This window comes from Plantactinospora sonchi, from assembly GCF_036422035.1.
In the GTDB taxonomy this organism is placed as follows: Bacteria; Actinomycetota; Actinomycetes; order Mycobacteriales; family Micromonosporaceae; genus Plantactinospora; species Plantactinospora sonchi.
In genome coordinates, this window is sequence record NZ_JAZGQK010000005.1 from 64511 (window position 1) to 89371 (window position 24861).

The following is a 24861-nucleotide window of genomic DNA, read 5'->3' on the forward strand; positions in this document are numbered from 1 at the left end:
GCGCTCAGTACGTGTCGAGGACGATGGCCAGGTCGCCGACGTCCAGCGGGAACATTCCCACGCTGCTGGCGGCTCCGGTCAGCAGGTCGATGCTGTAGAGCGTCGCGGAACCGTGCGCCGGGGTGAGGGCGGCGAAGGCCGTGTTCGACGTCGTCCTGCCGTTGGTCAGGTCGGCGTAGATGTCGAAGCCGGCGCTGGCGGTGACGTCGACGCCGAGCTTGCCGGTCGCGGCCAGCGTGCCGTTGTTGGCCGGGGACTGGATGACGACCTCGTCCGTGGTCGGGTTGATCACGAACAGTGTCGTCGCGGTGGCCCCGTTCAGGTCGTTGTTCGTGTACGCGGCGGCGGTGATCGCCCGGGTCGGCCCGCTGCTCGGCGGGGTGGTCAGGACCGCGTCCTCGGTGGTGCTGTGGTCGGCCAGGTTGTGCCGCAGGTTCTGGCCGTAGTCGCTCACCACCCGCAGCCGGTCCGCCGCCGGGTTGAAGTCGACGCCGAAGTTGGTGCCGTACAACGGGACGGTCAGCTGGGACACCTTCGTCACGGCCGCGCTCGGAATTCCGATCGTGTAGATGCCGCCCTTGTTTCCGAGCCATACAGTTTGCCGTCCTGCGGACGGAGGTCGATTCCGACCAGGGCGTTGTCACCGCTGAGTCCGGTGACGGCCCGCACCCAGTCGTTCTGTTCCGGAGTGGCGGTGTTGAACGCGAGCATCAGCCGCCCGTCAGCCGTGATCCCGTACGCCGGCAGCCCGGGGGCGGGGGCGGCCGAACTGTTGCCCCCGAACCCGACCAGCGTCACCGCCGCCGCGGCGACCAGCGTGGCTGCTGCCGCGACCCTGCTCCTGACCCGTGCCTTCATCAGTTTCCCTCTCGTCGTCCATTCGACCGGCCCGTCCGGCCGAACAGCAGTGGTCCCATGCCCAATCTCGTCGACCACAGGTGATCCCGAACTCCCGGCAACCACACCGGACCGTGGTTCCGTGGCCCGTTCTCGGATCGAATTCGTATTCGACGCCCGACCCGATCCCGCCCGGCGGTCAAAAGCTATTCGTCACCGCTGGACGCGGGCTGGACACAACTGGAGAGCCGGCCGGTACCGGCCTCGACGAGGCCCCGCCCGCCGGCCCGGGAGACCCCTGACACCTCGGTCCGATCGGCGACAGACGCCACGTTCGGCGTGGTCGTCGGGTGTTACCGGCATCGATGATCGGCGTATCGTTACCCACCACACCGGACGACGGCTGGACACGGGATGACGGTGCGGATCCAGGTGCTCGGGGCGATGCGGGCCTGGCACGACGACCAACCGGTCGAGTTGGGCCCGCCGGGGCGACGAGCCGTACTCGGTCTGCTCGTGCTGGCCGGCGGGCAGGTCGTGACCCTGTCCGCCCTCGCCGATGCCATCTGGGGCGACACGCACCCCGCCAGTGCGGTGAACGTCCTGCAGACCCACGTGAAGCACCTTCGCCGGCTGCTGGAGCCGGGCCGCCCGCCACACTCCCGCAGCGAACTGCTGCCCTACGCGGGTGAGGGCTACCGGCTCTGCCTGCCCACCGACCAGGTCGACCTGCTCCGGTTCCGCCGGCTGGTGCGGTTCGCGACGGAACGGGAGGCCGTCGCCCCGCTCGTCGAGGCGCTGGCGCTGTGGCAGGGTCCGCCCTTCGCCGACCTGCCGCTGCTGGCCCAGCACCCCCGGACGACCGTCGTCCTCCGGGAGCACCGGACCGCGCTGACCCGCTACGCCGGCGCCATGCTCGCCGCGGGCGCGGCCGACCAGGCGATCGTGGCGCTCGAGGAGGCGATCGCGGCCGACCCGCTCGACGAGGCGGGGCAGGCGCTGCTCGTCCGGGCCTACCGCGCGGCCGGGCGGCGGGCGCAGGGATTCGCCGCGTTCCACTCGGCACGCCGACGACTCGTCGACGAACTGGGGGTCGACCCGGGACCGGAGCTGACGGCGGCGTACACCGAACTCCTCGACGACAGCCCGCCGGGTCTCGACGCGGCACCGACGACCACCGCCGTGGTCCACCGGGCCGTACCGGCCGAGCTGCCGGCCGACGTACCCGGGTTCACCGGACGGGCGGGGGAACTCGACGAGCTCGACCGGCTGAGCGACCACGCCGGATCGTCGTCCACCGTCGTGGTCCTGACGATCTCGGGTACGGCCGGCGTGGGCAAGACCGCCCTCGCCACCCGCTGGGCGTACCGGGCCCGGGACCGGTTCCCGGACGGCCAGCTCTACGTCGACCTGCGGGGCTACGACCCCGAGCAGCCGGTGGCCCCCGCGGACGCCCTCGCCCGGTTCCTGCGTTCGCTCGGCCTGCCCGGCGAGCAGGTCCCGACGGACGTCGGTGAGCGTGCCGCCCGGTACCGCAGCATGCTGGACGGGCGCCGGGTACTGGTCCTGCTGGACAACGCCGCCTCGGTGGACCAGGTACGCCCCCTGCTGCCCGGGTCGTCGGCCGGCAGCGTGGTGCTGGTGACCAGCCGGGACAGCCTGCCCGGCCTGGTGGTACGCCACGGCGCGCGCCGGCTGGGTCTGGACGTCCTCGCGCCTGACGACGCCCTGGCCCTGCTCCGGCTGCTCCTCGGCGACGCCGTCGTCTCCGCCGCCCCCGAGGCCGCCGGCGCGCTCGTGACGCACTGCGCCGGGCTGCCGCTCGCCCTGCGGATCGCCGCCGAGCTGGTGCACCGCAGAGCGCCGACCGCCCTCGCCACGGTCGCCGACGAACTCGCCGACCATCGCCGACGCCTCGACCTGCTCTCCGACGCCGCGGACTCACACTCCGACATCGGCGCGGTCTTCTCCTGGTCGTACCGCGACCTGCCGCCCGACGCCGCCCGCGCCTTCCGGCTGCTGGGCACCCATCCGGGTCCGGACTTCGACGTCTTCGCGGTGGCCGCGCTGAGCGGGGTCGACGAGACGACCGCCCGTGCCAGCCTCGACCTGCTCGGCAGGAGCCATCTCGCGCAGCGCCGGGGCCAGCACCGGTACGGCATGCACGACCTGCTCCGGGCGTACGCGAGAGAGCTGGCCGTCCGCGACGGCGTGGCCGACCTGCCCCGCCGCCTCCTGGACCTGTACCTGCACACGGCGGCGACCGCGATCGACGTCCTGTACCCGGCCGAACGGCACCGGCGGCCACAGGTGCCGGCACCGCCGGGGCCACTGCCGACGCTGCCGGACGCCGCCGCCGCGATCGCCTGGCTGGACGCGGAGCGGGCCAATCTCGTGGCCACCGCCGTGCACGCCGCGGCCCACCGGCAGCCCTGGTACACGGTGCCGCTCACCGTCATCCTGCTGCGCTACCTGGAGAGCGGCGGTCACTACGCGGACGCGGTGACCCTGCACGACCACGCGCTGCGGGCGTCGCAGGACGACGGCAACCGCCGCGACGAGGCGCAGCTACGGACCAACCTGGGTGTGGTGCAGCTCCAGCAGAGTCGCTACACCGAGGCGGTCGCCGAGTTGACCCGGGCGATCGAGTTGGCCCACGAGGTCGGGGACACCGTCGTCGAGGCCCGCGCGCTCGGCAACCTCGGCCACGTCTACCAGTGGCAGGGCCGGTACCCGGAAGCGGCGGCGAGGCTGACCGAGGCGGTCGAGTTGTGCCGCCGCAACGGTGACCAGGCCAGTGAGGCCCGAGGTCTGGGCAACCTCGGCCAGGTGCGGCTACGCCAGCAGCGGTACGTCGACGCGGCCCGCGATTTCCGCGAGTCGATCGCCGTCTGCCGGCAGATCGGCGACGTCATCGGCGAGGCGTACGCCCTGGTGTCGCTCGGCCACGTCGACTCCGGGCTGGGCAGGCACCAGCAGGCCGGCGACCATCACCAGCGGGCGCTGGCGATCTTCCGCAGCACCACCGAATCCGCCGGGGAGGCCTATGCCCTCGACGGCCTCGCCCTGGTCGACCTGTCGCGTGGCGAGCACCAACGGGCCGTCGACCGGCTGTGGGCGGCGCTGGCCCTGTTCCAGCGGATCGGCGAACGTGCCGGTGAGGCGTGTGTCAGCAACAGTCTCGGCGAGGCCGCCGCCGCGACGGGCCGGTTCGCCGAGGCGAGGATGCGGCACATGTCCGCGCTGCGGCTGGCCGAGGAGATCGGCAGCCGGTACGAGCAGACCCGTGCCCGGGCCGGACTGGCTCGGGTGGGACTGACCCGACCGGACGGGCGGCCAGGTCCAGTGGAGGTCCCGGCAGCCTCGCCACCCCAGGCGGGCAGACCGGCGGTGCGCTGACCGCTGTCAGCCCGTGGCGCGGGTCCGGCCGCTGCGTGCCCGGTACGCGGCCACGTTCGCCCGGTTGCCGCACATCTCGTACGAGTGCCAGCGCTGGGTCCGGCTGCGGGTCGTGTCGTAGAAGACGTGCTGGCACTGCTCGTACGCGCAGGCCCGGATCCGCGACCAGGTCCCGGCCGCGACGAGTTCCGCCACCGCGATGGTGATCCCGCCGATCACCGGGTCGCCGGAGACCTGGTGCAGCCGGGCCTGCGGGCCGGGCGCGAAGGTCTGTCGGAAGGAGACCTCGGCGGCGTGTCCGGTCACCTTCGTCCAGCCCGGTTCGGGGTCGTCCGGGTCGTCCAGGACCGCCATCAGGTCGGCGCGCAGCGCCCGGACCCGGTCGAGCCGTTCCGGCGTCAGGGGGGTGTCGGCGGGCTGGCCGAAGGGTCGCAGCAGTTCGGCGGCCCGCTCCGGGTCGTCCAGGGCGTCCGCCATGGCCGGGGTGGCGTGCGGTCGTGAGTTGAGCAGGTCGACAACCGCCCCGGCGGTCGCCGGGACCCGAGCCTCCGATCGCTCCGCACCGCTCATGGCTCCTACGGTACGACGACATGGTCGTTTCGTCGAAGACCTTTACGACACCGTTCGGTTGGTGCTACAACTGTAAGCGGCAAACACGTTAGACCATTACGACCTCGGTCGGACCTGGCCTGCACGTCCCACACGGCCGCCCGTCGAACCACGGCAAAGCGGACAACCATCGTTTCCAGGGGGAAACTCCCATGAGCCAGCTCATCCTGACCACCGTCGGCGGCGACCCCGCCGACATCGTGTCGCTGCGTCAGAACCCCGACACCGCGCCCGGCGCCGAGGAGGTGCTCGTCGCGGTCGAGGCCGCACCGATCAACCCCGCCGACCTGAGCTTCCAGCAGGGCTGGTTCGGGGTCTACCCGCAGCTGCCGCAACCACTGGGTGCCGAGGGCGTCGGGCGGGTGCTGGCCGTCGGTTCCGCCGTCGACCAGGGTCTCGTCGGCCGGCGGGTACTCATCCTGCCGACCTTCGTCCAGGGCACCTGGGCGGCACGGACGGTGGTGCCGGCCCGCAACGTCGTACCGGTGTCCGAGCACGCCGACCCGGCACAGCTCGCCATGCTCCCGGTCAACCCGGCAACGGCGTACGCCCTGCTCAACGAGTACGTCGCGGTCAAGCCGGGCGACTGGGTCGGCGTCGACCTGGCCAACTCCGGCGTCGGCCAGTACCTCGTCCAGCTCGCCCGCGCCGCCGGGATCCGGACGCTGGCCATCGTCCGCCGCGAGGAGGCCGCACAGCAGGTACGGGGACTCGGCGCCGACGCGGTCCTGCTCGACGGGGAGGGGCTCGGAGACCGGATCGCCGAGACACTCGGCGGCGCCCAACTGCGGGTCTTCTTCGAGGGCACCGGTGGCCCGGAGAAACTCGCCGAGGTCGTCCCCTCCGTCGAGTACGGCGGCGCCGTGGTCACCTTTGCCGCGGCCACCGGCCGGTCCCCGGTGGTACCGGTCGGCGACCTCTTCTACCGCCGGATCTCGCTGCACTCCTTCTACATCCTGGCCTGGCTCCAGCAGACCCCACGGGCGCGGCTGACCGAGATCTACACCGAACTCGCCGCCCTCGTCGAGCGGGGTGAACTGCACGCCGCGGTCGAGGCGACGTATCCGCTGGACCGGTACCGCGAGGCGCTCGCCCACGCGGCCCGCCCGGAGCGGTCCGGCAAGGTCCTCTTCACCCCCATCCAGCCGACTGCCTGAGCAGCCGGTCCGACAGCAGGGAGAACACCGATGAGCGTGTGGTTCATCACCGGCACGTCCCGAGGCTTCGGGGCCGCGCTGACCGCCGAGGCACTACGGCGGGGGCATCAGGTCGTCGCCACCGCGCGGAATCCGAAGGTCGTGGCCGAGGCGCATCCGGACGCCGGCGACCGGTTGCTCGCCGTGCCGCTGGACGTCACCGACCAGCATCAGGCCGCCGACGCGGTACGGGCGGCGGTCGAGCGGTTCGGGCGGATCGACGTACTCGTCAACAACGCCGGGGCGGGACTGTTCGGCGCCGTCGAGGAGTCCAGCGACGACGAGGTACGGGCCCAGTACGAGCTGAACGTCCTCGGTCAGCTCCGGGTCATCCGGGCGGTCGCGCCGGTGATGCGGGGCCAGCGTGCCGGGCAGATCCTGAACATCAGCTCGCTCTTCGCGGTCGGCGCGCTGCACGGCTTCGGGGTGTACAGCTCGACGAAGGCGGCCATGACCAGCCTCAGTGAGGCGCTGCGGGCGGAACTCGCCCCGTTCGAGGTGTCGGTCACGGCGGTGGAACTCGGGCTGTTCCGTACCGACTTCTCGGACGAGAGCAGCCTGCGGGTGGCCGGGGACCGACTGGCGGCGTACGGCGACGGACCGGTGGCGCAGATGTGGCAGGCGGTCCGGCAGGTCAACCACCACCAGCCCGGTGACCCGGCCAGAGCCGCGAGTGTCCTCGTGGACCTGGTCGGGTCGGGTCGCGCGCCGGCCCGGCTGCCGTTGGGCCGGGACACCGTCGCGCGGATCGAGGAGCGGATCGAGGAGTTGCGTGCCGAACTCGCCGAGTGGCGGGAGTTGGCCGGATCGACCGACCACCCGGAGGTGCCGCTCGACTGAGTGGACCGCCCGGGTCAGTTGGACCAGGTGTATCCCGCGAGGTGCAGCACGCCCTGCGCCTGGCTCAGACCGACAATCGCGATCACGCCGGTGGCGACGAGCAGAACGGCGACAGTCATGATCACGGTACGTGGACGCATAACGATCCCCCAGGTGCATCGAGTGTCGTGATATGCGGAGCGTACCGACGGGTTGTCGGCGTGGGCACCCCAGTTGATCAGTGGGTTCACAATACGGATGAACAGCCGCTCCCGGTCGCCGGTTCGGACAACCGCCAACTCCGACGATCATTCGATGGAGGTGGTGTCGTGCCGACCGCCGAGGTGCCGCCTCGCCGCCCCGCTCACGCCGGCCGCACAGCGATCGGCCCGGGCCGGAGAATCAGCCTCGGTCGCCGATTCGTCGAGACACCGACGGTCGATCATTCGGGGAAACGGTACGTGGGGTGGGTGGCCAATGGAGTTCGAGACGCCGGCCGCCCGCCCTTCGACCCATTGACGATCAGTCCCGTATGGACCCATATAGTTACCGTGACTTCCATACACCCTCAAAGATCACGGATATTGGATGTAGTCGTTTGAGCCGCGACGAGGGGGTCCGCCCCGACGACGAGGAGCAGGACGAGCCGGCCGCCTCGGAAACGCAGCGATTCAGCGTCTCCGGCGACCGGTCGGTCCTTGGTGGATCGATCGCCGACAGCATCATCTCGACCGGCAACAACGCGACGATAAATGTCAACCGGTACCCGGAGAATCTGCCTCCGGTGCAGGAGGTCGGTCGACGCCGGGTGTGGATGGCGCCCCGCCGCCCCGCGCCGGTCTTCGTCGGCCGCAACCGCGCCCTCGCCGACCTCGACCTGGCGATGGCCGAGGGCGGCGGGGTCGTCGGACAGAGCGTCGCCGGGCTCGGCGGGGTCGGCAAGACGGAACTGGCACTGCAGTACGCGACGGCGAAGCGGGCCGACTACAGCTCGGTTTTCTGGATCACCGCCGACAGTCCGGCCAACCTCACCGAGGGCCTCGCCCAGGTGGCCCGCCGGTTGGCGCCCACGCTGAGCGCCCCACCCGAGGCGGCGGCCCTCTGGGCGACCGAGTGGCTCCAGTTCCACCCGGGCTGGCTGCTCGTCCTCGACAACGTCGAGGACCCCGCCGACATCGCGGAACTCCTGGCCGGCGCCGACGGCGGCCACGTGCTGGTGACGACCCGGCGGGACGTGGACTGGGCGGACTACGGACTCAGCCCCGTCCGGCTGGACATGCTCAACCCGGACGAGGCGGTCGACCTGCTGCTGCGCCGGACCGGGCAGAACGACCGCCCCGCCGCCCACCGGATCGCCGTCGTGCTGGGCTGCCTGCCGCTGGCGTTGCAGCAGGCCGCCGCGTACGTCAAGGCGTCGGACGAGCCGCTCGCCGGGTACGCCGACCGGCTCGACCGTGGCCTCGCCGAGGTGATCGCCGAGGTCGCCCCGGCCGCCCGCCACGAGCGCGCGGTCAGCCAGGTCTGGGAGATCACCCTCGAAGCGCTGCTGGCGGCGGATCCGAACGCCGTCGAACTGCTCGACGTGCTGGCCTGGCTGGGCCCGGCCGACCTGCCGCGCGACCTGGTCACCACGTTCGCCGGGGGAAGCGTGACCGCGGCGAACCGGATGCTCGCCCTGCTCGCCTCGTACAGCATGATCAACCTGACCCGCGACTCGGTGAGCATCCACCGGCTGGTGCAGGCGGTGCTGCGCGGGGCGCAGACCGACCGGACCGACTCGGGCGTCGCCCCGGCCGCGACCCGGGCCGTCGACCTGCTCGACAGCTCGGTACCGACCGACCCCGAAGAGAACATGGACGGCTGGCCCCGCTGGTGGAGCCTGCTGCCGCACGTCCACGCGCTCGCCGACAACGTCGGCGGCGACAACCAGGACGCGCCACTGAGCCGGCTGCTCAACCAGGCCGGCCTGTTCACCGCCGGTCAGGGCCGGTACACGGAGACGGCCAAGTTCGCCGGGCTCGCCCTGGAGATCGGCAAGTCCCTGATGTCCACGAGCGAGCCGGAGCTGGCCACCCTGCTCGGCAACCTCGGCGCCGCGTACTCGAACCTGGGCCGGCACGCCGAGGCGGTCGAGCTGGAGGAGGAGGCGCTGCGGATCGCGGAGTCGGTCCTGCAGCCCGACGACACCGCCATCGCCACCCGGCTCAGCAACCTCGCGATCACCTACACCGCCCTCGGTCGGCCCGGCGAGGCCGTACCGCTGCTGATCCGGGCGGTACGGATCACCGAGGCGGCGTACGGCTCCGAGGACCGGCTCGTCGCGATCTGCCTGGCCAACCTCGCCTCCGTCTACCAGGAACTGGGCCAGACCGGGGAGGCGGTGCCACTGCAGCAACGCGCCCTGGCGATCAGTGAGCGGGAACTCGGGCCGGAGCACATCACGGTCGCGTACCGGCTGGTCGACCTGGCCGGCAGCTACCGCGAGCTGGACCGGGTCACCGAGGCACTGGAGCTGATCAAGCGGGCCTGGACGATCGCCGAGCGTCGGCTGGAGCCGGACCACCCGGACCGGGCGATGGTCCTCGGCGCGATGGCCGCCGTACGCGGCGCGCTCGGCGAGCACGACGAGGCGCTGCGGCTGGAACACACCGCGCTGGACATCGTCACCGCGGCACTCGACGCGGACCACCCGGAGGTGGCCACCCGGCTGGCCAGTCTCGCCTCGACCTGCCGGGAGCTCGGGCGGGCGGAGCAGGCCGCCGAGCTGGACGAACGGGCCCTGCGGATCACCGAGTCCCGACACGGGCCGGACCACCCGGACGTCGCCATCCGACTGAGCAACCTGGCCAGCACCTACCGGATGCTGGGCCGTGCCGAGGAGGCCCGACGGCTCGACCAGCGGGCGCTGACCATCACCCAGACGCACTTCGGCCCCAACCACCGGGACGTGGCGAACCGGCTCGGCGGCCTGGCGAACAGCCTCTACGCACTGGAGCGGTACGACGAGGCGGTGCCGCTGCTCAAGCGCGCCATCGACATCACCCGTGAGACGTACGGCGAGTCGCACACCGACCTGGTGACCACGATGGGCAACCTCGCCGAGGTCTACGAGAACCTCGGCCGGCTGGACGACGCGGTGGAGTTCAACCGCAAGGCCCTGATCCTCCTGCAGAACATGCTGCACGAGGACCACCCGGACCTGATACCCCGGCTGGACGCGCTGGCCCGCAACAACCGCGACCTCGGCCGGTTCGAGGAGGCGCTCGCCCTGTTCCGCCGCGCCCTGCGGATCGTCGAGCTGGCCTACGGCCGGCACCACGAGGAGGTGATCGACCGGCTCGACGCCATCGCCAGCATCCTGCGCAAACTGGACCGGCGCCCCCGGGTGGTCGCCGCGATGGAACGGGCACTCGCCGTCGCGGAGTTGACCTACCCGCCGGACGACCCGCGGATGGCCGAACGACTGGGCTGGCTCGGCACCGCCTACTACCAGGCCGACCGGTACCTGGAGGCGGTGCCCCTGGAACAGCGGGCGCTGGCCATCGTCGAGGCCGACCCCGGTGCGCACCGGTCGGACCTGCTGCTGCGGGTGGAGAACCTCGCCGCGACCTACCACGAGCTGGCCCGGTACGAGGACGAGGTGCCGTTGCGGGAGCGTGCCGTCGAGATCGCCGGCGATGTGCACGGTGTCGACAACCTCGAGGTGCTGGAGCGGATCCGCCGCCTCGGCGAGGCGTACCGGCCGTTGTACCGCTTCGAGGAGCTGATCCCGCTGTACCACCGGGCGGTCGACCTCGCCGAACGCGGCTACGGCCCACACGACGTCGAGGTGGCCGGTTGGCTCGGCCTGCTCGGTCTCGCCTACTACGAACTGGACCGGGCGGCGGAGGCGATCCCGCTGGAGACCCGGGCGCTGGAGATCGCCGAAGGGTCGACGGACCAGGCGGAGCTGCTGCTGCGGGTGGAGAACCTGGCGGCCAGCCATCGTGACCTGGAGCAGCACGACGAGGCTCTCGCGCTCGACATCCGGGCCCTCGCCGTCGCCGAGGAGCAGTACGGCCCCGACGACATCCGGATCGCCGACCGGCTCGACCGGCTCGCCGGGTCCTACGCGGCGACCGGCGACCCGGACGAGGCGGTGGCGCTGCGTACCCGGGCGCTGGAGATCGCCGAGCGATACCACGGCCAGGACAATCCCGAGGTCCTGCCCCGGTTGGACAAACTCGCCACCACGTATTCGTCGGCCGGGCGGTACCCGAAGGCGATCCCGTTGCAGCGTCGGGCCGTCGCGTTGACCGAGGCGACGTACGGGCCGGACGCGCTGGAACTCGCCGAACGGCTCGGCCGGCTCGGGCACAGCTTCTACAGCTACGGCCAGCCCGGCAGCGCGATCCCGGTCGAGGAACGCGCGCTGACCATCACCGAGGCGGCACTCGGTGAACACCACGTCGACCTGATAATCCGGCTGGTCAACCTGGGTGCGAGCTACCAGCAGCGGGGGCGGAGCGAGGAGGCGGTGCCGCTGCTGAAACGCGCCCTGCGGATCGCGATGGACAACTATCCGCCGGACGATCCGACGATCGAGGACATAAAGGCGCGACTCGATGGCCGTTGAGCACCGATCGACAGCCGCTCCGGACCTTTTCGGACAGCGCGGAGTGCGCGAGTCGACGGTGCACCGATATGGCCGGGATGACTAGGGTCTATACACTCCGGCAGCAAATCCCCCTCGTACGTGCTGACTCTTGAAGGAGCGGCTCATGGTCGCCGTACCACAGCAGGCGCAGGCGAGCGACGACCTGTTCGACAATGTGGCGCAGTTGGAGCCGAACGGTGCCGAGGCGGCCCGGAAACTGCGCGAGGTGCACGCCGAACTCGTCGCCGTCGGTGCGGTCTCCGACGCGGAACGCCTGCTCGCCCTGGACCGGGCGGCGGCCCGGCGCGACTACGCCAGCCTGGAGCGGATGGTCGCCATCGAGCACCCGCTCGACCAGCTGACCGAACTGCAGCACGCCCGGGTCCGTACGCTGACCGGCTGGCGCAACGCGGCGGCCCTGGTGCCGCTGTTGATGACCTGGTGCTTCCTCGGCTGGGCCAGTTGGCGCTACCACCGGCAGCTGCAGGCGGACCCGGAGCTGGCCACCCAGCCCTTCCTCATGCTGTGGGAGCAGCGCTTCGGCGGCAGTTTCATCCCCACCTTCGCCGAGACCGCCATCTTCGCCTTCCTCATGCTCAGCGTCGTACTCGCCCTCACCGTCTGGGCGCACGCTCGGGAGAGCGAGTCGAACCGGCTGCTCGCCCGGTTCCGTAACCGGATCGACGACGCGATGGCCGCGCTCGCCCTCGCCACCGAGACCAGCGCGATCCGTCCGCCGATGACCGCCGAGGAGTGGGCGGCGGCGGCGCAGCGGGTGCTCGGCGAGACCCAGCGCCTCATCGAGGCGGCGGTCCGGGACACCCGCACGATCGCCGAGACGAACCTGCAACTCGTCACCGAGGGCCGGGAGACCGCGACCGCGCTCTACGCCCAGGGCCGCGAGGAGCTGACCACGCTCTACGCCCAGGGCCGCGAGGAGCTGACCACGCTCTACAGCCAGGGTCGGGAGGAGCTGACCGGCCTGCACGCCAAGGGCCGGGAGACGATGGAGGGGCTGCGGGAGCAGGGCCGGGAGTTCGTCGGTGGGCTGGCGGAGGAGACCCGGGCCACCATGATCGCGGTACGCGCCGAGAACGCCCAGCTGATCGCCGGCACCGCCGAGCAGGCCCGGGAGGTCCTCCAGCAGGCCGGCACCGCCAACCGGCAACTGATCGAGCAGCAGATGTCGCCGCTGTTCGAGGGGTTCCGGGAGTCGCTGCGCGAGTACCGGGCCGACCAGGAGACGTACCGGACCAGTGCCGCCGCGCTGGCCAGCGGGGTCACCGACCTGACGGCGTCGGCCCAACTGCTCGCCGAGAGTTCCGGCACGTACGCCAGCACGGCTGTCTCCATCGACGAACACCTGCGGCGGATCGACGGTTCGCAGAGCGCCTTCGTGGCCCGGCTGGCCGAGAACGTGCAGAGCATGAACACGGCGGCGACCGCGATGCGCGAGGCCACCGAGACGCTCAGCGGCCGGCTCCGCGGCGACCTGGAGGCGCTGGCCCAGAACGTGGTCCAGGCCAGCACCAAACTGGCCGAGGCCGACCGGGACCTGGTCACCACCGGTGGCGCCCTGGAACTGACCACCCGGGCCCTGCACGCCACGGCCACCAACCTGGCCAGGGCCTCGGCCGACCTGGCCAACGTCTCGGCCGGTCTGGCGGCGGCCGGCGGCCGCCGCTGGTGGGGCCGGATGGTCGGCCGGTAGCGAACGACACAACGTCCGTCCCACCACTCCGGGAGGATCTCCGTGTGGTTTCTGGCTCGTAGACGGCACCGGGCGGCCGGTCGGGATCCGGGCAACGTGGTCTTCGGCAGCATCGGTTGGCTCTTCGCCGACCTGATGTTCGCGCTCGCCATGACGTACCTGGTGGCGACGACGATGGGGGCGCCGCTCCTGCCGACCCCGGAGCCGACCGCCTCCCCGTCGGCGTCCGTCCCCGCCTCGCCGTCGTCGTCACCGACGCCCGAGCCGGTGCTCGAACTCGAACCGGTCAGCATCGAACTGAACTCGGTCGACTGGCGTGGCCTGCTGAGCAACAAGCGTGGCGCGATCCGCGCCCTGCAGAACCGGGTCAAGGGCCATCCGGACCTCAAGGGCCGCCGGGCCGGGCTGGTGCTCACCTTCGGCGGCGCCTCGGGAGACAACACCGCCCGGGCCCGGCGGATCGCGAACCGGGCCAACGACGCCCTGCGCGCGCTCGGCCGGGACGGGATCATCTTCCGGGGTACGGTCTACCGCCCGTTCCACAGCCTCGCCTCGCCACCGTCGAAACTCACCATCGACGTCTACCTTTTCCGGCGCTGACCGCGAACGTCGCCGGTTCAGCCCTCGGCGTCGACCCGCGAACGGCCGACCGGTTCAGCCGCCGGGGCTGACCCGCGCATGTTCCGCCAGTTCGACCACCGCCCGGTCGGCCGGATCGGTGGTGAAGACCCGGTACCACAGGTCGTCCCCGGGCGCGCGCGGCAGCGGGACCGTACGCTGCCCGCGCAGGGTGACCGCGCCGGTCCCGGTGATCCGCGCACCGTCACCCCGGGTGCAGGGGGCCCGGCCGGACCGGGCGACGACGGTCAGCGCGGGCAGCCTCACCGGCAGATCGCACCAGAGCACCAGTTCACGACGGCGTCGACTGAGCTGGCGTACCGCGTAGTTGACCCGGACCTCGGGGCGCCGGACCCGTACCGGCACGCCGGAGGTGACGAAGTCCAGGCCGTCCCGACGTACCACGGTGGCGACGACGACGTGCAGCTCGTCGCCGCCGACCGGCACCTCGGCGCCGCCGAACGAGGCACCGCCGACCCGGTCGACGACCAGTTGCCCGGCGGCGGCGGTCGGATCGGCCGGCGCGCGGGTCGGGTCGTGGCCGACCAGGACCGCAGCCGCCCCCTCCGGCCAGGTCCAGCCGAGGCGGACCGTCGGACCGGCGAACTCGCCCTCGACGTCGCCCGGATCACCGACGTGGGCGTAGCGGCGTGGCTGGCCGACGTAGCCGACCCGCTCCAGGATCAGCACCGGGAAGTACGAGCAGAGGTCGAGGCCGGCCTCGATCCAGACGTCGCTGGCCGGGTTCCCGTCCGGCAGCACAAAGCCGTCCCGGCCCACCGAGTCCGCCGAGATGACTTCGCCCTCCCGCAGTGAACCCGCACCGGCCTGCCGGACCACCCGGACCACCCCGGCGTCCGGACTCGGCCAACGGACCAGGGTGCGGTGGTGGAACATGCCGGTCGCCGAGGGGGCGCCGGTGACGAGCAGCGGGCCCGGCGGAGCGGGCCGCTCGATCGGCGTGACGTCCCGGGCCACCCCGGCCGACCACCACAGCTCACCGCTCGGATCCTGGTACGCGACCCGGACGGTGTAGCGGTAGCGCAGCCCGTTCCGGACCTGGGTGTCGACGGCCCGGCCGGTCCCGGCGTTCGGCAGCACCGTGGAACCGGCCTGGGAGCCGAGTTCCATCCGCCGTACCTCGACCCGGGCGGCGTGCTCGGGCAGGTGCCAGGTCAGCACCACCCGGCCGTCCTCGGACACACACGTCACATCCGTCGCGTCGGCCGCGACCAGGATCGGATCGGCGCTGGCCGGCACCGAGAAGGTGCCTCGGCGGTCCGTGAACACGCTGTACCGCAGGGTCCGCCCGGCCACCGCCGCGGCGCCCTGGTCCCGCCAGCTGGTCGCTGCGGTCCGGCCGACCCGCTGCTGGTCGGGCAGCTCCTCGACCGAACGCGGCGGCGTCGGCCCGGTGCCCCGGACCACCACGTAGGAGACGTCCGGGTCGGGGGAGGGATCCCACTCCACCCGTACCCCGGCGGCCGGGCTGTCCACGATGGCGCGTACCCGTCGGGGTGGCGACGGTGCGATCTGGGCGAGTTCGATCCGGGCCTGCTCGAAGTCGTCACAGGCCTGCAGCGCCTCGGCGTACAGCTCGGCCCGGGTCGACGGGGCGAGGCCGGGCCGCCGGGCCTGCTGGTAGAGGTCCCGCGCCTGGCGTACCGCCCGCTCGGCCTGGGCCAGCAGCGCATCGCGTTGGGGCAGCCCCTCCGGGGCGGTCTGCAGGAGCGTGACGGCGGACCGGAACCGGCGCGCCCGGAACTGCCGTTCGACCTCCGCCGCCGCCTCGGCGATGCCGCCGCGGATCTCCTCCAGCCGACGCCGGGTGGCACGGACGCGGGTCGCCAACTCGTCGGTGCGGTCCGGTGGAAGGCGCCAGATCCGTTCCGCCCGCTCCAGTTCGAGCTGGGCCCGGGCGAAGTCCAGCCGGTCCAGTGCCTGCTGCGCCTCCGCGACCAGGCTGGCCACCAGCGTCCGCTGCCCGATCGGGAAACCGCACCGGCAGCCGCCGCCGTACCGGGGTGCGACCTGGCCGCAGTTCGGGCAGGGAATCCGGAGTTCCTCCCCGCAGGCCCGGCAGACCCGTTCGTTCGGCGCGTTCAACTCGTGGCAGTACGCGCACTGGACCAGTTGGGCGAGCTGCCGCTGGGTCTCCTCGGCCGGCAGTTGCACCGGCCACCGCCGGATCCGGAAGAAGTGCTCGACGAAGTAGACCCGGGCGTGGTCGAGATCCTCGACCCCGCGCTCCCGCGCCCGGCGCAGATACAGCTCCACCTGGGCGGCGCTCACCTCGGCGGCCTCCGAGAGCGCCTCCTCGAAGAAGGTGACCAGGGACCGCAGGCTGGACAGCCGCATCGACACGTCGTACCGTCGGCGCTCGTCGTCGGAGCCGAAGACGACCCGGGCGAAACCGCTCAGCCGCTCCCGGTGCAGCAGCCTCGGGTCCCGCTTGTCCTTGAACTTGCGGACCTCGTCGGCGAGCTGGTCGGCGGCGTCCAGCAGGAGTTCCCGGGGACTGGTGTCGGTGATGCTCTTGTTGATCTCCTTCAGCACGTCGTACAGGGACTTCACCTTGAGCGCGTCGAGGTGGGCGAAGATCTCCTGCTCCCGGGAGGCGTCCAGCCGTGACGGGCCCTCCGCCGTCACCCGGCGCACCGGGGCCGCCGTGAGCCGCCCGCGCAGATCCGGACTCGACTCCAGGATGTCAGCGAAGTCGGCCTGGAGCTTTGTCACCTCCGCGTCGAGGAGGTAGCCCCGGGCGAGCAGGACGTCGAGTCGTTCGGCCAGATCCCGCCGCCGGGCGACCCGGGCCGCCTCCTGCAACTGGAGCGCCCGGGTCCGCTCCTGATCCCGGGTCTCCGGGGTGCGCATGACCTTGTCGATCTGGTCCCTCAGGAACAGGTTCGCCTTGGCCTCGCTGGCCCGTTGACCGAGCCCGCTCGTCGCCTTCGTCCAAGCGGCGACGGAGCGACGGAACCTGCCGTTGAACTCCGCCTCGTCCCAGGGCGCGGCCGGGTCGAGCCCGAGCAACAGGAAGAAGTTGGGCCGTTCCGCCTCCCCCTTCCGCTTCTCCGGGCTGGTCATGAGCCGGAGGCGCCCTCGGTGATCTCCCGCGCGATCGTGCCGAACACGGCGGTGAGCTGGTGGAGATCGGTGAACAGCGCCTGCTCGGTCGAGGAGGCGATCTGCCGCAGGAACCGCTCGTCCGCGCCGCCGAACCCGACGGCGACGACGTCGATGTGGTCGCGGTGGCAGCGCTGGGCCTGCCGTACGGCGAGATCCTGCCGGGACCACACCCCGTCGGCCAGCACCACCCCGAAACGTCGGCCGGGTACCGACGCCAGCAGCTTGTACAACTCGTCGAAGGGATGGGTGGCGTTGCCGTAGCCGGTGCTGCCCACCTGGAGGGCCTTGATCGCGCGTTCGATCCGGTTGGCGTTGCCGGTCGCCGACTGCGTCGTCCGGACCTTGTCGGAGAAGGCGATCAGGCCGACCGAGGTGGTGGTGAGGTCCAGCTGGCTGACGAACGCCCGGGCGGCCCGTTGCGCCTCGGCCAGCGGCAGCCCGGACATGCTGCCGGAGAGGTCGAAGGCGAGGTAGATGGTCTTCGGCTCCCGGGAGACGGTCCGGACCGGCGGTTCGAGGAACCGCTGCGGGACGTCCTCCGGCAGGCTCTCCACCGTCACCCGCAGCGGGGTGCCGGTGGCCCGCTCCGCCGCGGTCACCGTGACCAGGGCGTTGTCGTCGTACGCGTACGACACGTCGATGACCACCTGGCGCCGGCCGCCCTTCGGGAAACCGGTCACCCCGTACCGGCCGAGGTAGACACAGGTCGACGGGTCGTCGGTCTCGCCCTGGGTCAGGAAGACCTCCAGCAGTTCCTTGCCACCGCCGTCGAGGTGGAACTCGTACGGCCGGGTGTGCGCGCAGGGAATCGTCTGGTTACGGGGCACCAGCACGCTGTTGACGTACCGGTCGCCGGCGGCGTTCTCGGCGATCATGCCGAGGCTGTGCGCGACCACGTTGCTGATCTGTCTCGGCGCGTCGAGCCGCAGCAGCGGCTCGGCCGTCACCGCCGACCCCGCCAGCCGCAACCGGGACGACTCCTCGTCCTCCAGCAGGATCGCCGCCTGCGCCGCCGCGCCGAGCGCCACCGCGTGGTCGGGATGCACGCCGCCCATCGGCGGCCGACCGGAGAGCCGCTCAAGGTAACGCTGCACCATCGGCATCCGGGTCGACCCGCCGACCAGCAGGATCCCGTCGATGTCCGGCCAGTGCAGACCCTTCTCGTCGAGAACCTTCTCGATCAGTTGGCCGGTCTGTTCCAGCAGGTCACGGCTGGCCTCCTCGAACGCCTCCCGGCTGACCCGGCAGGTCAGCGACCGGCCGTCGACCAGCAGCCGGAACTCGGCCGACTGTCGGGCGGAGAGGGTGCGCTTGAGCTTCTCCACCTCGACCAGCAGCGCACCCGGATCCTCCGCCAGGGCGTCCGCCACGCCGGGGAACTCCCGCAGCACGATCTGGGCCAGCCGGTCGTCCCAGTCCCGGCCGCCGAGTTCGTGGTTGCCGTCGCTGCAGAGCACCCGGATCTCGTCCGGGCCGATCAGGACGAGCGAGATGTCGAAGGTGCCGCCGCCCAGGTCGTACACCAGGACCGTGCGGGACCCCGGACCCGGCCGCAGCCCGTACGCGAGGGCGGCGGCGGTGGGCTCGCTGATGATCCGGGGTACGTCGAGCCCGGCGAGCCGGCCGGCCTCCATGGTGGCGGCCCGCTCCGGATGCGTGAAGTACTCCGGCACGGTGACCACCGCCCGGGTCACCGGTCGACCGAGCGCCGCCTCGGCCTGCTCCTTCAGGTGCCGGAGCACCAGGGCGGAGAGCCTCGGCGGGCTCCACAGCTCGTCGCCGAGGGGAAACTCGAAGGCCGGATTGCCCATCGCCCGCTTGAACAGGTGCGCCACCTCGCTGGCGCCCCGGGCCTGGTCCGCCTTCGCGTCCGCGCCCACCACCGGACGGCCGTCGACGAGACTGACCACCGACGGGGTGAGCGGCTCACCCAGGGCGTTCGGGATGATCTCCGGATCCCCCTCCGGATTGACCCAGGCCACCGCCGAGTACGTGGTACCAAGGTCGATGCCGATCGCGAGCGGCGCCCGGTCGCCGTACGCCTCGGGCCGGCTGGTCAACCGATCACCCGGATGCTCTGCGCGTGCTCGATCGCGTCCGCCACCTGCTCGGCGGAGAGCGCCCGGTTGGTCGCGATGGTCGCGGTGACCTCCTTGCCGTTGACCGAGGAGGCGTCCCGGCCGGTGATGTCGAGCCGTCCCTCGTTGTCGATCCGGAAGGTCACCTCGATCGGCGAGTTGCCCGGCAGCCCGGGGGTGAGTTCGAGGATCGCGTTGCCGACCTGCTCGCCGGTGGCGAGGTCCTTGACGCGTTTGTCCCGTGAGGTGTTCTCGAAGATCCGCAGTTCGACCGTGCTCTGCCCGGCATACAGGGTGCCGAAGACGGCCTTGGCCTCCGCCGGCAGCGTCTGCTGGCTGAGGATGAGGTTGGCGATCACCTCGACCTTGGCGTCCCCCTCCAGGGCCCGCACCCCGAAACTGTGGCTGACCACGTTGCGGACCACCATGCCGCCGAGCTGCTGCACCGTGTCCAGCCGCAGGCCCAGGTTGCTGGCAACGGCCTCCTCGGCGGCCTCCCGGACCTCGGCCGGCGCGCTGTTGATGTCGACCTGCTCCGGCGCGCGGTCGAGCCGGTTGGCGATCTCGTGCCGGATCCGCTCACCGATGGCGAGTTTCTGGCCGTAGATCGCGGCGCCCTTGGCGACCGCCTGGTCCGGCTCGAAACTCTTGATGTCGAAGGAGAACTCCTCGGTCAGCCGCTCGGCGACCTGCGGCATCTTCGTCGAGCCGCCGACCAGGAGCAGTCGCTCGATCCTCGGGTAGCCCAGCTCGCGGGCGGTCTGCAACACCTGCCGGGTCAGGGTGACGGTGCTCTCCAGCAGATGCCGGGTCAGTTCGGTGAACTTCTCCCGGGTCAGTTGCACCGCCACCTGCTGACCGTCGTGGCTCACCGGGACCTTGGTCTGGGCCAGGCTGCTGAGGGTCCGCTTCGCGCTCTCCGCCCGCAGCCAGAGGTCCTGGACGGTCTCCGGCGAGTCGAGCGGGTCGACGGTCGTCCCCGGGTGCTCGGCCTGCCACTGCGCGGCGAGGTACTTGACGATCTCCTCGTCCCAGTCACGGCCACCGAGCTCGTGCGCGCCGTCGGTGGCGATGACCGTGATCGCGCGTTCCTTGATCTCGATGACGGTGACGTCGAAGGTGCCGCCGCCGAGGTCGTACACGAGCACGACCTGGTCCTCGGGGTGCTGGCTGCCGTACGTGATGGCGGCTGCGGTCGGCTCGTTGATGATCTCCAGGACGTCGAGCCCGGCGATCCGTCCGGCCGCCGCGGTCGCCTCCCGCTGCGGGATGCCGAAGTACGCCGGGCAGGTGATCACCACCTTCTGCGGTCGTACCCCCTCGTGCCGCTCGGCGTCCTCGACGACCTTGCGCAGAATGTAGGAGGAGATCTCCTCCGGCGAGTACTCCCGGTCGAAGAACTCCCGTCGCCACTCGGGCTTGCCCATCTCCCGCTTGACCATCTCGACGACGTTGTCGGACTCCAGGACCGCGGTGTTCTTCGCCTCCCGGCCGACGACCCGGGTCTCCGCGTCCTCGAACAGGACAACCGAGGGTGTGGTGAGCTCGCCCTCGATGTTGGGGGTGATCGTGGGGCGGCCGCTGCGGTCGTCGACGTGGGCGATGCAGGTGTACGTCGTTCCCAGATCGATGCCATAGACGCGACTGTCGGTCAACTCGGGGCTCCTTCGTCGTCGGCTTGGCCGGGGGCGGGGGTGTGCGACGGCGGTGCCGTGCCGCCGGCCGGCGTGGTGCCGCCGTCCGGTGCGCCGCTGTGCCGGGCGGCTGTGGCGTCCGGTGCGCCGGCGTCGTGTGGAGTCGCGCTGGTCTGCGGCGGAGTCGTGCCGGTCTGCGGCGGGGTGGTCTGCGGTGCCGCCGTCCGGGTGTAGCGGTAGACGGTGACCCACTCCGGTCGCAGCACCTTCCCGTTCCACCGGAAGCCCGGCCGCAGCCGCTGGGCGATCCGGCGGTTCGCCGCCGGGTCGTCGGTCGGTACGACGCTGATCGCCTGCTGGTGCCCCCGGTCGAGGACGTCGTCCTCCACCGTGAACGGTTCCACGCCGCTGCGGGCGAGCACCTGCTTCACGGTGTCCCGGAACAGGGCGAGCACCTTCGCCGTCTCGGCCGGACAGTCCGGCGTCTCGCCGACCCTGGTCAGATCGTCGTACATCGTGATCAGGTCGACCAGCAGCGGACGCAGGTGCAGCAGCGCCTGGTTCTCCCGGTACGCCGTCAGCTCGTCACTCATCGACTGGACGAAACGCTCGCGTACCTCGTCGTACCGGATCTTCGAATCGAAGGCCGACTGGAGTCGGCGGATCTCGCCGAGCAGCAGGTCGAGCGAGACGTCGGTGCCGCCGTGGCCGGAGGTCGGGACATCACCCGGGGCGCCGACGGTCGTGGTGGCCGTCGTCTCGTCGTCGGCCGCTCGACGGGGTTCCGGAGTCATCTGGTGATCTTGGCGTTGTCGCCGGTGGACACCACGCCGCCACTGATGGTCTGGGCGGCGACGGACCGGGTGCCCGAGGCGGTGACGGAGGGCTTGGCCGCCTTGAGGATCTCGGACACGTCCCGCCGGACGTCGTCGTCGGCCTGCAGGATCTCGCGGATCCGCAGACGCAGGAGGGCGAGTCGGTCCTCGTCGGACGGATCGATCGCGAGCTCCCGTACCGCCGCGGTCAACGTCGGAGCCGACTCCGTACGTCCCAGCAGGCGACGCAGCAGCTGGCCACCGACTCCCACCGTCGCGTCGGCCGCCGCGTCCTGGAGCCGGCTGACCACCCCGGCCCCGTACGCGCCCACAGCGGTCGCCACGTACGGCACCACCGCCCCCGCCACATCCACATCCACGTCACAACCTCCGACCGACACGGTGAACGGACTCGATGAGTACCACATACACGCCCGCAGGGTCCGTGTCGAGAGATGTGAATTGACCGTTCATCGACGAGGATCGCCCGGAAGCTCCGGGACCGCTCCTGGGCGTCGGTCACCAGCCCCTCGGGTGTCCAACGGACGCCGTACCGCCAGGCCGGTCCGACCCGCGACCGTACGGCGGGCCGGTCCGTCTTCCGACGGGCGAATCCGTCCCCCCGCCGGATGTGTCCGGGTGATGACGGTCGCCCCGGGCGGCCGCCACCGGGGCAGGGGGCCGAACACTCGGTCACCTGGCCGGCCGGGTGTGACGTAGCCTCGCGTCATGATCAAGCGAGTGAAGGTCGCGGTCGTGGGTACCGGTAACAACACCTCGGCGCTGGTGCAGGGAATCGCCCTCCATCGCCGGACCGGCAGCCTGGTGGGTGTTCACCGTCCGACGATCGACGGCCTCGGGGTGGGGGACATCGACTTCGTCGCGGCTTTCGCGACCTCGGAGGAGAAGATCGGCAAGGACCTGACCGAGGTGATCTTCATGGCGCCGAACAACTTCCCTCGTCTCGACCGCGACCTGCCCAGGGCGGATGTCCCGGTGACCAGGGGCCTGACCGACGCGACCGGGGTGGATCGGGTGGCGGCGGCGCTGGCGGGGGCCGAGGTGCTGCTCTACTCGGCGCCGAGCGGCCGGCCGGACACGGCCCGGGCCTACGCCGAGGCCGCCCACCATGCCGGTGTCGCCTTCGTGAACACCACAGCCGACGGGATAGCTCGCGATCCGGAATGGATGCGACGGTTCGAGGCGGCCGGTCTGCCGTTGCTCGGTGACGACCTGGCCAGCCAGTTCGGTACCTCGGTGCTGCACAACGCGCTGCTGCGGTTGCTGGGGGAGCGGGGTCTCACCCTGGTCAGCTCCTATCAGGTCAATCTGGGCGGCACCGAGGACTTCCGCAACCTCGTCGAGAACTCCACCACGAAGGAACAGTCCAAACTCAACGCCCTACCGGCGGCTGACAAGGTCGAGTTGGCTCCGCTCGGGTACCTGTCGCAGCTGAAGTCACAGAAGGTGGCGCACCTCAACATCGAGGCACAGGGTTGGGGTGGGACGGCGGTGAGCCTCGACGTGAAGCTGAAGGTGCACGACCCGAGCGGTGCCGCCGGCGTCAACATCGACCTGATCCGCATCGCGGCGAGCGCGTTGCGAGCCGGACGTGGCGGCTATCCTCTCGACGCGTCGCCGCTGTTCAAGTCCCCGCCGGGAACAGCGATCTGACCCTGACGGCCACCCCCCACCGCGGCGGCTGCGACGCTCACCGTGACCGCGACGCTCACCGTGACCGCGATCGTGCCGGCGGGCGGCGCGATCATCGGCCCGGTGACGGGACGTCTCGGCCGCGTCCGGACGCCGTTCCACCCAGCCGTATCCGCGACGTGTACCGAGGTCGGGTCCGACGTCAGGACGCGGCCAACGAGCGGACGTAGTTGACCTGTTGGTGGATCGCCTGCACCTGGGGCTGACTGACGACCGGCACCCGGGCCACGTACTGCCGGGCCCCGTTGGTCACCGTGACCTGCACCACACCCCGGTGGACGGTCTCCTTCGCCAACAGGAAGAGCAGGCTGAACACGGTCAGGAAGCAGAACCCGACGATCGCGCAGACAACTGCCCAGGTCGGGATCTTCTGCTCGGTCTGCCAGTAGTCCGCGACGTGCCACTGCGAGCCGGCCAGCGGAATGTCGCCGCTCGGTGTGCGTACCGTCGTCGGGGTGACCGTCAGCTCGCCGATCTGGGCCACCACCGGCTCGTGTCCCGGCGACTGCCACTGTCCGGCACCGGCCGGAACGACGCTGGTCGGCGGCCCACTCACCGGCGGAATCCCACCCGGGTACGCCTGCGTCGGCGGGTACGCCGGCCCCGGCGCCCCGGGCGTCGGCGGCAACGGTGGCTGGTGCGCCGGAGGATCGTACGGCGACGGCTCGTAGGCCGGCGGCGTCGACCACTCCGACGGTCCGGTCTGCCAGGGGTCGCTCGGGGGACCGGACGGCGTCCCCGCACCGGTCGGGTCCACGCTCATGCCGGCTCCTCCCCACGTGGCCAAGTGCGGTCCCGCAGACCTTAACCGGAGCCGATGTCGTGTAAGGAAGGGCCCCTTCCTATCGCTTTTTGTATAGAGCCTGTTTCTGAACCTGGTGTTGGGGTTTGTGGTAGGTCATGTGGGCTTGTCGTCGGCTCATCTGGATGATGGCGGCCCAGTAGACGATGGCTTCGTGGTGGTCGGGTAGGCGTTCGTAGTCGCGGGCGCAGCGGCGTCGGCGGCTGATCCAGGCGAACGTCCGCTCGACCACCCATCGTCGGGGCACGACCTGGAAGCCCTTGCCTTTGCTGGGTTCGGTGGCGATCTCGATGGTGATGCCGAGGTTGTCTCGTGTCCGGGTGACGAGGTCGCCTCGGTAGGCCTTGTCGGCCCAGAGGTGGCGGACACCCACTGCGGCGGCGGTGTGCAGCAGGGGTGACGCCCCGTCGCGGTCGTGGGTGTCGGCGGCGGTGACGTGGACGGCGATGAGTAGGCCGAGGGTGTCGACGAGGATGTGTCGTTTCCGTCCGTTGACCCGTTTGTGGGGGTCGAAGCCGCTGGTCGTCTTCGGCACGGTGGCCTCGGCGGTCTCGGACACGGACTGGGCGTCGATACAACCCGCGGTGGGGTCGGGTTGGCGGCCATGAGCCACCCGTAGGGCGGCGCGCAGACGGCCCGTCAGTTCGATCACCGTCAGGTTGTCACTCCATCGGGCGTGGAAGCCGTAGACCGTGGCCCAGGGTGGGAAGTCCACCGGCAGGGCCCGCCACTTCACCCCGTTGTCGACGAGGTAGAAGATCGCGTCGATGATCGCCCGGCGGTGGTGACGTTCCGGCCGGCCGCCGCTGGGCCGTCGACACGCGGGCTCGGGTAGCAGCCCGGCGAGGATCTCCCACTGGGCGTC

Annotated in this window: 15 protein-coding genes and 1 pseudogene; 7 read left to right on the plus strand and 9 right to left on the minus strand. The window is 71.4% G+C overall.

Annotated features, from left to right (window positions below; translation table 11 throughout):
- Positions 1 to 4 precede the first annotated feature (4 nt).
- Positions 5 to 858, minus strand: a pseudogene (locus tag V1633_RS36920) (DUF4394 domain-containing protein).
- Between the two features lie 393 nt (positions 859 to 1251).
- Here V1633_RS36920 and V1633_RS06335 point away from each other — a divergent pair.
- Complete coding sequence (locus tag V1633_RS06335; protein ID WP_331213239.1) at positions 1252 to 4236, plus strand: AfsR/SARP family transcriptional regulator; 2985 nt, start codon at positions 1252 to 1254, stop codon at positions 4234 to 4236.
- Positions 4237 to 4242: 6 nt separating this feature from the next.
- On the opposite strand, the gene V1633_RS06340 is transcribed toward V1633_RS06335, so the two are convergent.
- Positions 4243 to 4806 carry a CGNR zinc finger domain-containing protein gene (locus V1633_RS06340; RefSeq protein ID WP_331213240.1) on the minus strand — a complete coding sequence of 188 codons (564 nt, stop codon included), beginning with the start codon at positions 4804 to 4806 and terminating at the stop codon, positions 4243 to 4245.
- Between the two features lie 191 nt (positions 4807 to 4997).
- Here V1633_RS06340 and V1633_RS06345 point away from each other — a divergent pair, with 191 nt between their 5' ends.
- From V1633_RS06345 to V1633_RS06365, 5 genes are all read left to right on the plus strand, one after another.
- On the plus strand, positions 4998 to 6002 hold the full coding sequence (locus V1633_RS06345; protein ID WP_331213241.1) for a zinc-dependent alcohol dehydrogenase family protein: 1005 nt from the start codon (positions 4998 to 5000) through the stop codon (positions 6000 to 6002).
- A 30-nt stretch (positions 6003 to 6032) separates the two neighbouring features.
- Positions 6033 to 6881, plus strand: a complete 849-nt coding sequence (locus V1633_RS06350) for an SDR family NAD(P)-dependent oxidoreductase (protein ID WP_331213242.1) — start codon at positions 6033 to 6035, stop codon at positions 6879 to 6881.
- Between the two features lie 577 nt (positions 6882 to 7458).
- Positions 7459 to 11475 (plus strand): tetratricopeptide repeat protein, encoded by a 4017-nt coding sequence (locus V1633_RS06355; protein WP_331213243.1) that lies wholly within the window; start codon positions 7459 to 7461, stop codon positions 11473 to 11475.
- A 145-nt stretch (positions 11476 to 11620) separates the two neighbouring features.
- Complete coding sequence (locus V1633_RS06360) at positions 11621 to 13207, plus strand: hypothetical protein (protein ID WP_331213244.1); 1587 nt, start codon at positions 11621 to 11623, stop codon at positions 13205 to 13207.
- Positions 13208 to 13303: 96 nt separating this feature from the next.
- The gene (locus V1633_RS06365; protein ID WP_331213245.1) at positions 13304 to 13807 is read left to right on the plus strand and encodes a hypothetical protein; all 504 of its coding nucleotides are present in this window, start codon (positions 13304 to 13306) and stop codon (positions 13805 to 13807) included.
- 54 nt (positions 13808 to 13861) lie between these two features.
- On the opposite strand, the gene V1633_RS06370 is transcribed toward V1633_RS06365, so the two are convergent.
- Genes V1633_RS06370 through V1633_RS06390 form a run of 5 tightly spaced genes read right to left on the minus strand, consistent with a single transcriptional unit; the run spans position 13862 to position 21861 of the window.
- The gene (locus tag V1633_RS06370) at positions 13862 to 16912 is read right to left on the minus strand and encodes a hypothetical protein (RefSeq protein ID WP_331213246.1); all 3051 of its coding nucleotides are present in this window, start codon (positions 16910 to 16912) and stop codon (positions 13862 to 13864) included.
- The gene (locus tag V1633_RS06375) at positions 16909 to 19014 is read right to left on the minus strand and encodes an Hsp70 family protein (RefSeq protein WP_331213247.1); all 2106 of its coding nucleotides are present in this window, start codon (positions 19012 to 19014) and stop codon (positions 16909 to 16911) included. The genes V1633_RS06370 and V1633_RS06375 overlap by 4 nt, the downstream gene beginning before the upstream one ends.
- On the minus strand, positions 19011 to 20687 hold the full coding sequence (locus V1633_RS06380; protein WP_331213248.1) for an Hsp70 family protein: 1677 nt from the start codon (positions 20685 to 20687) through the stop codon (positions 19011 to 19013). Before V1633_RS06380 ends, V1633_RS06375 begins: the two co-directional genes overlap by 4 nt.
- Positions 20684 to 21460 (minus strand): nucleotide exchange factor GrpE, encoded by a 777-nt coding sequence (locus V1633_RS06385; protein WP_331213249.1) that lies wholly within the window; start codon positions 21458 to 21460, stop codon positions 20684 to 20686. Before V1633_RS06385 ends, V1633_RS06380 begins: the two co-directional genes overlap by 4 nt.
- Positions 21457 to 21861 carry a hypothetical protein gene (locus tag V1633_RS06390; protein WP_331213250.1) on the minus strand — a complete coding sequence of 135 codons (405 nt, stop codon included), beginning with the start codon at positions 21859 to 21861 and terminating at the stop codon, positions 21457 to 21459. Before V1633_RS06390 ends, V1633_RS06385 begins: the two co-directional genes overlap by 4 nt.
- A gap of 349 nt (positions 21862 to 22210) precedes the next feature.
- Between V1633_RS06390 and V1633_RS06395 the strand changes: the two genes are divergently transcribed.
- Complete coding sequence (locus V1633_RS06395; RefSeq protein WP_331213251.1) at positions 22211 to 23155, plus strand: inositol-3-phosphate synthase; 945 nt, start codon at positions 22211 to 22213, stop codon at positions 23153 to 23155.
- Positions 23156 to 23336: 181 nt separating this feature from the next.
- Here the strand turns inward: V1633_RS06395 and V1633_RS06400 are convergent, their stop codons facing one another.
- Entirely contained in the window at positions 23337 to 23957 is a 621-nt protein-coding gene (locus V1633_RS06400) for a hypothetical protein (RefSeq protein WP_331213252.1), read from the minus strand.
- A gap of 79 nt (positions 23958 to 24036) precedes the next feature.
- The coding region (locus V1633_RS06405; RefSeq protein ID WP_331213253.1) for an IS5 family transposase at positions 24037 to 24861 on the minus strand (825 nt) is incomplete at its 5' end.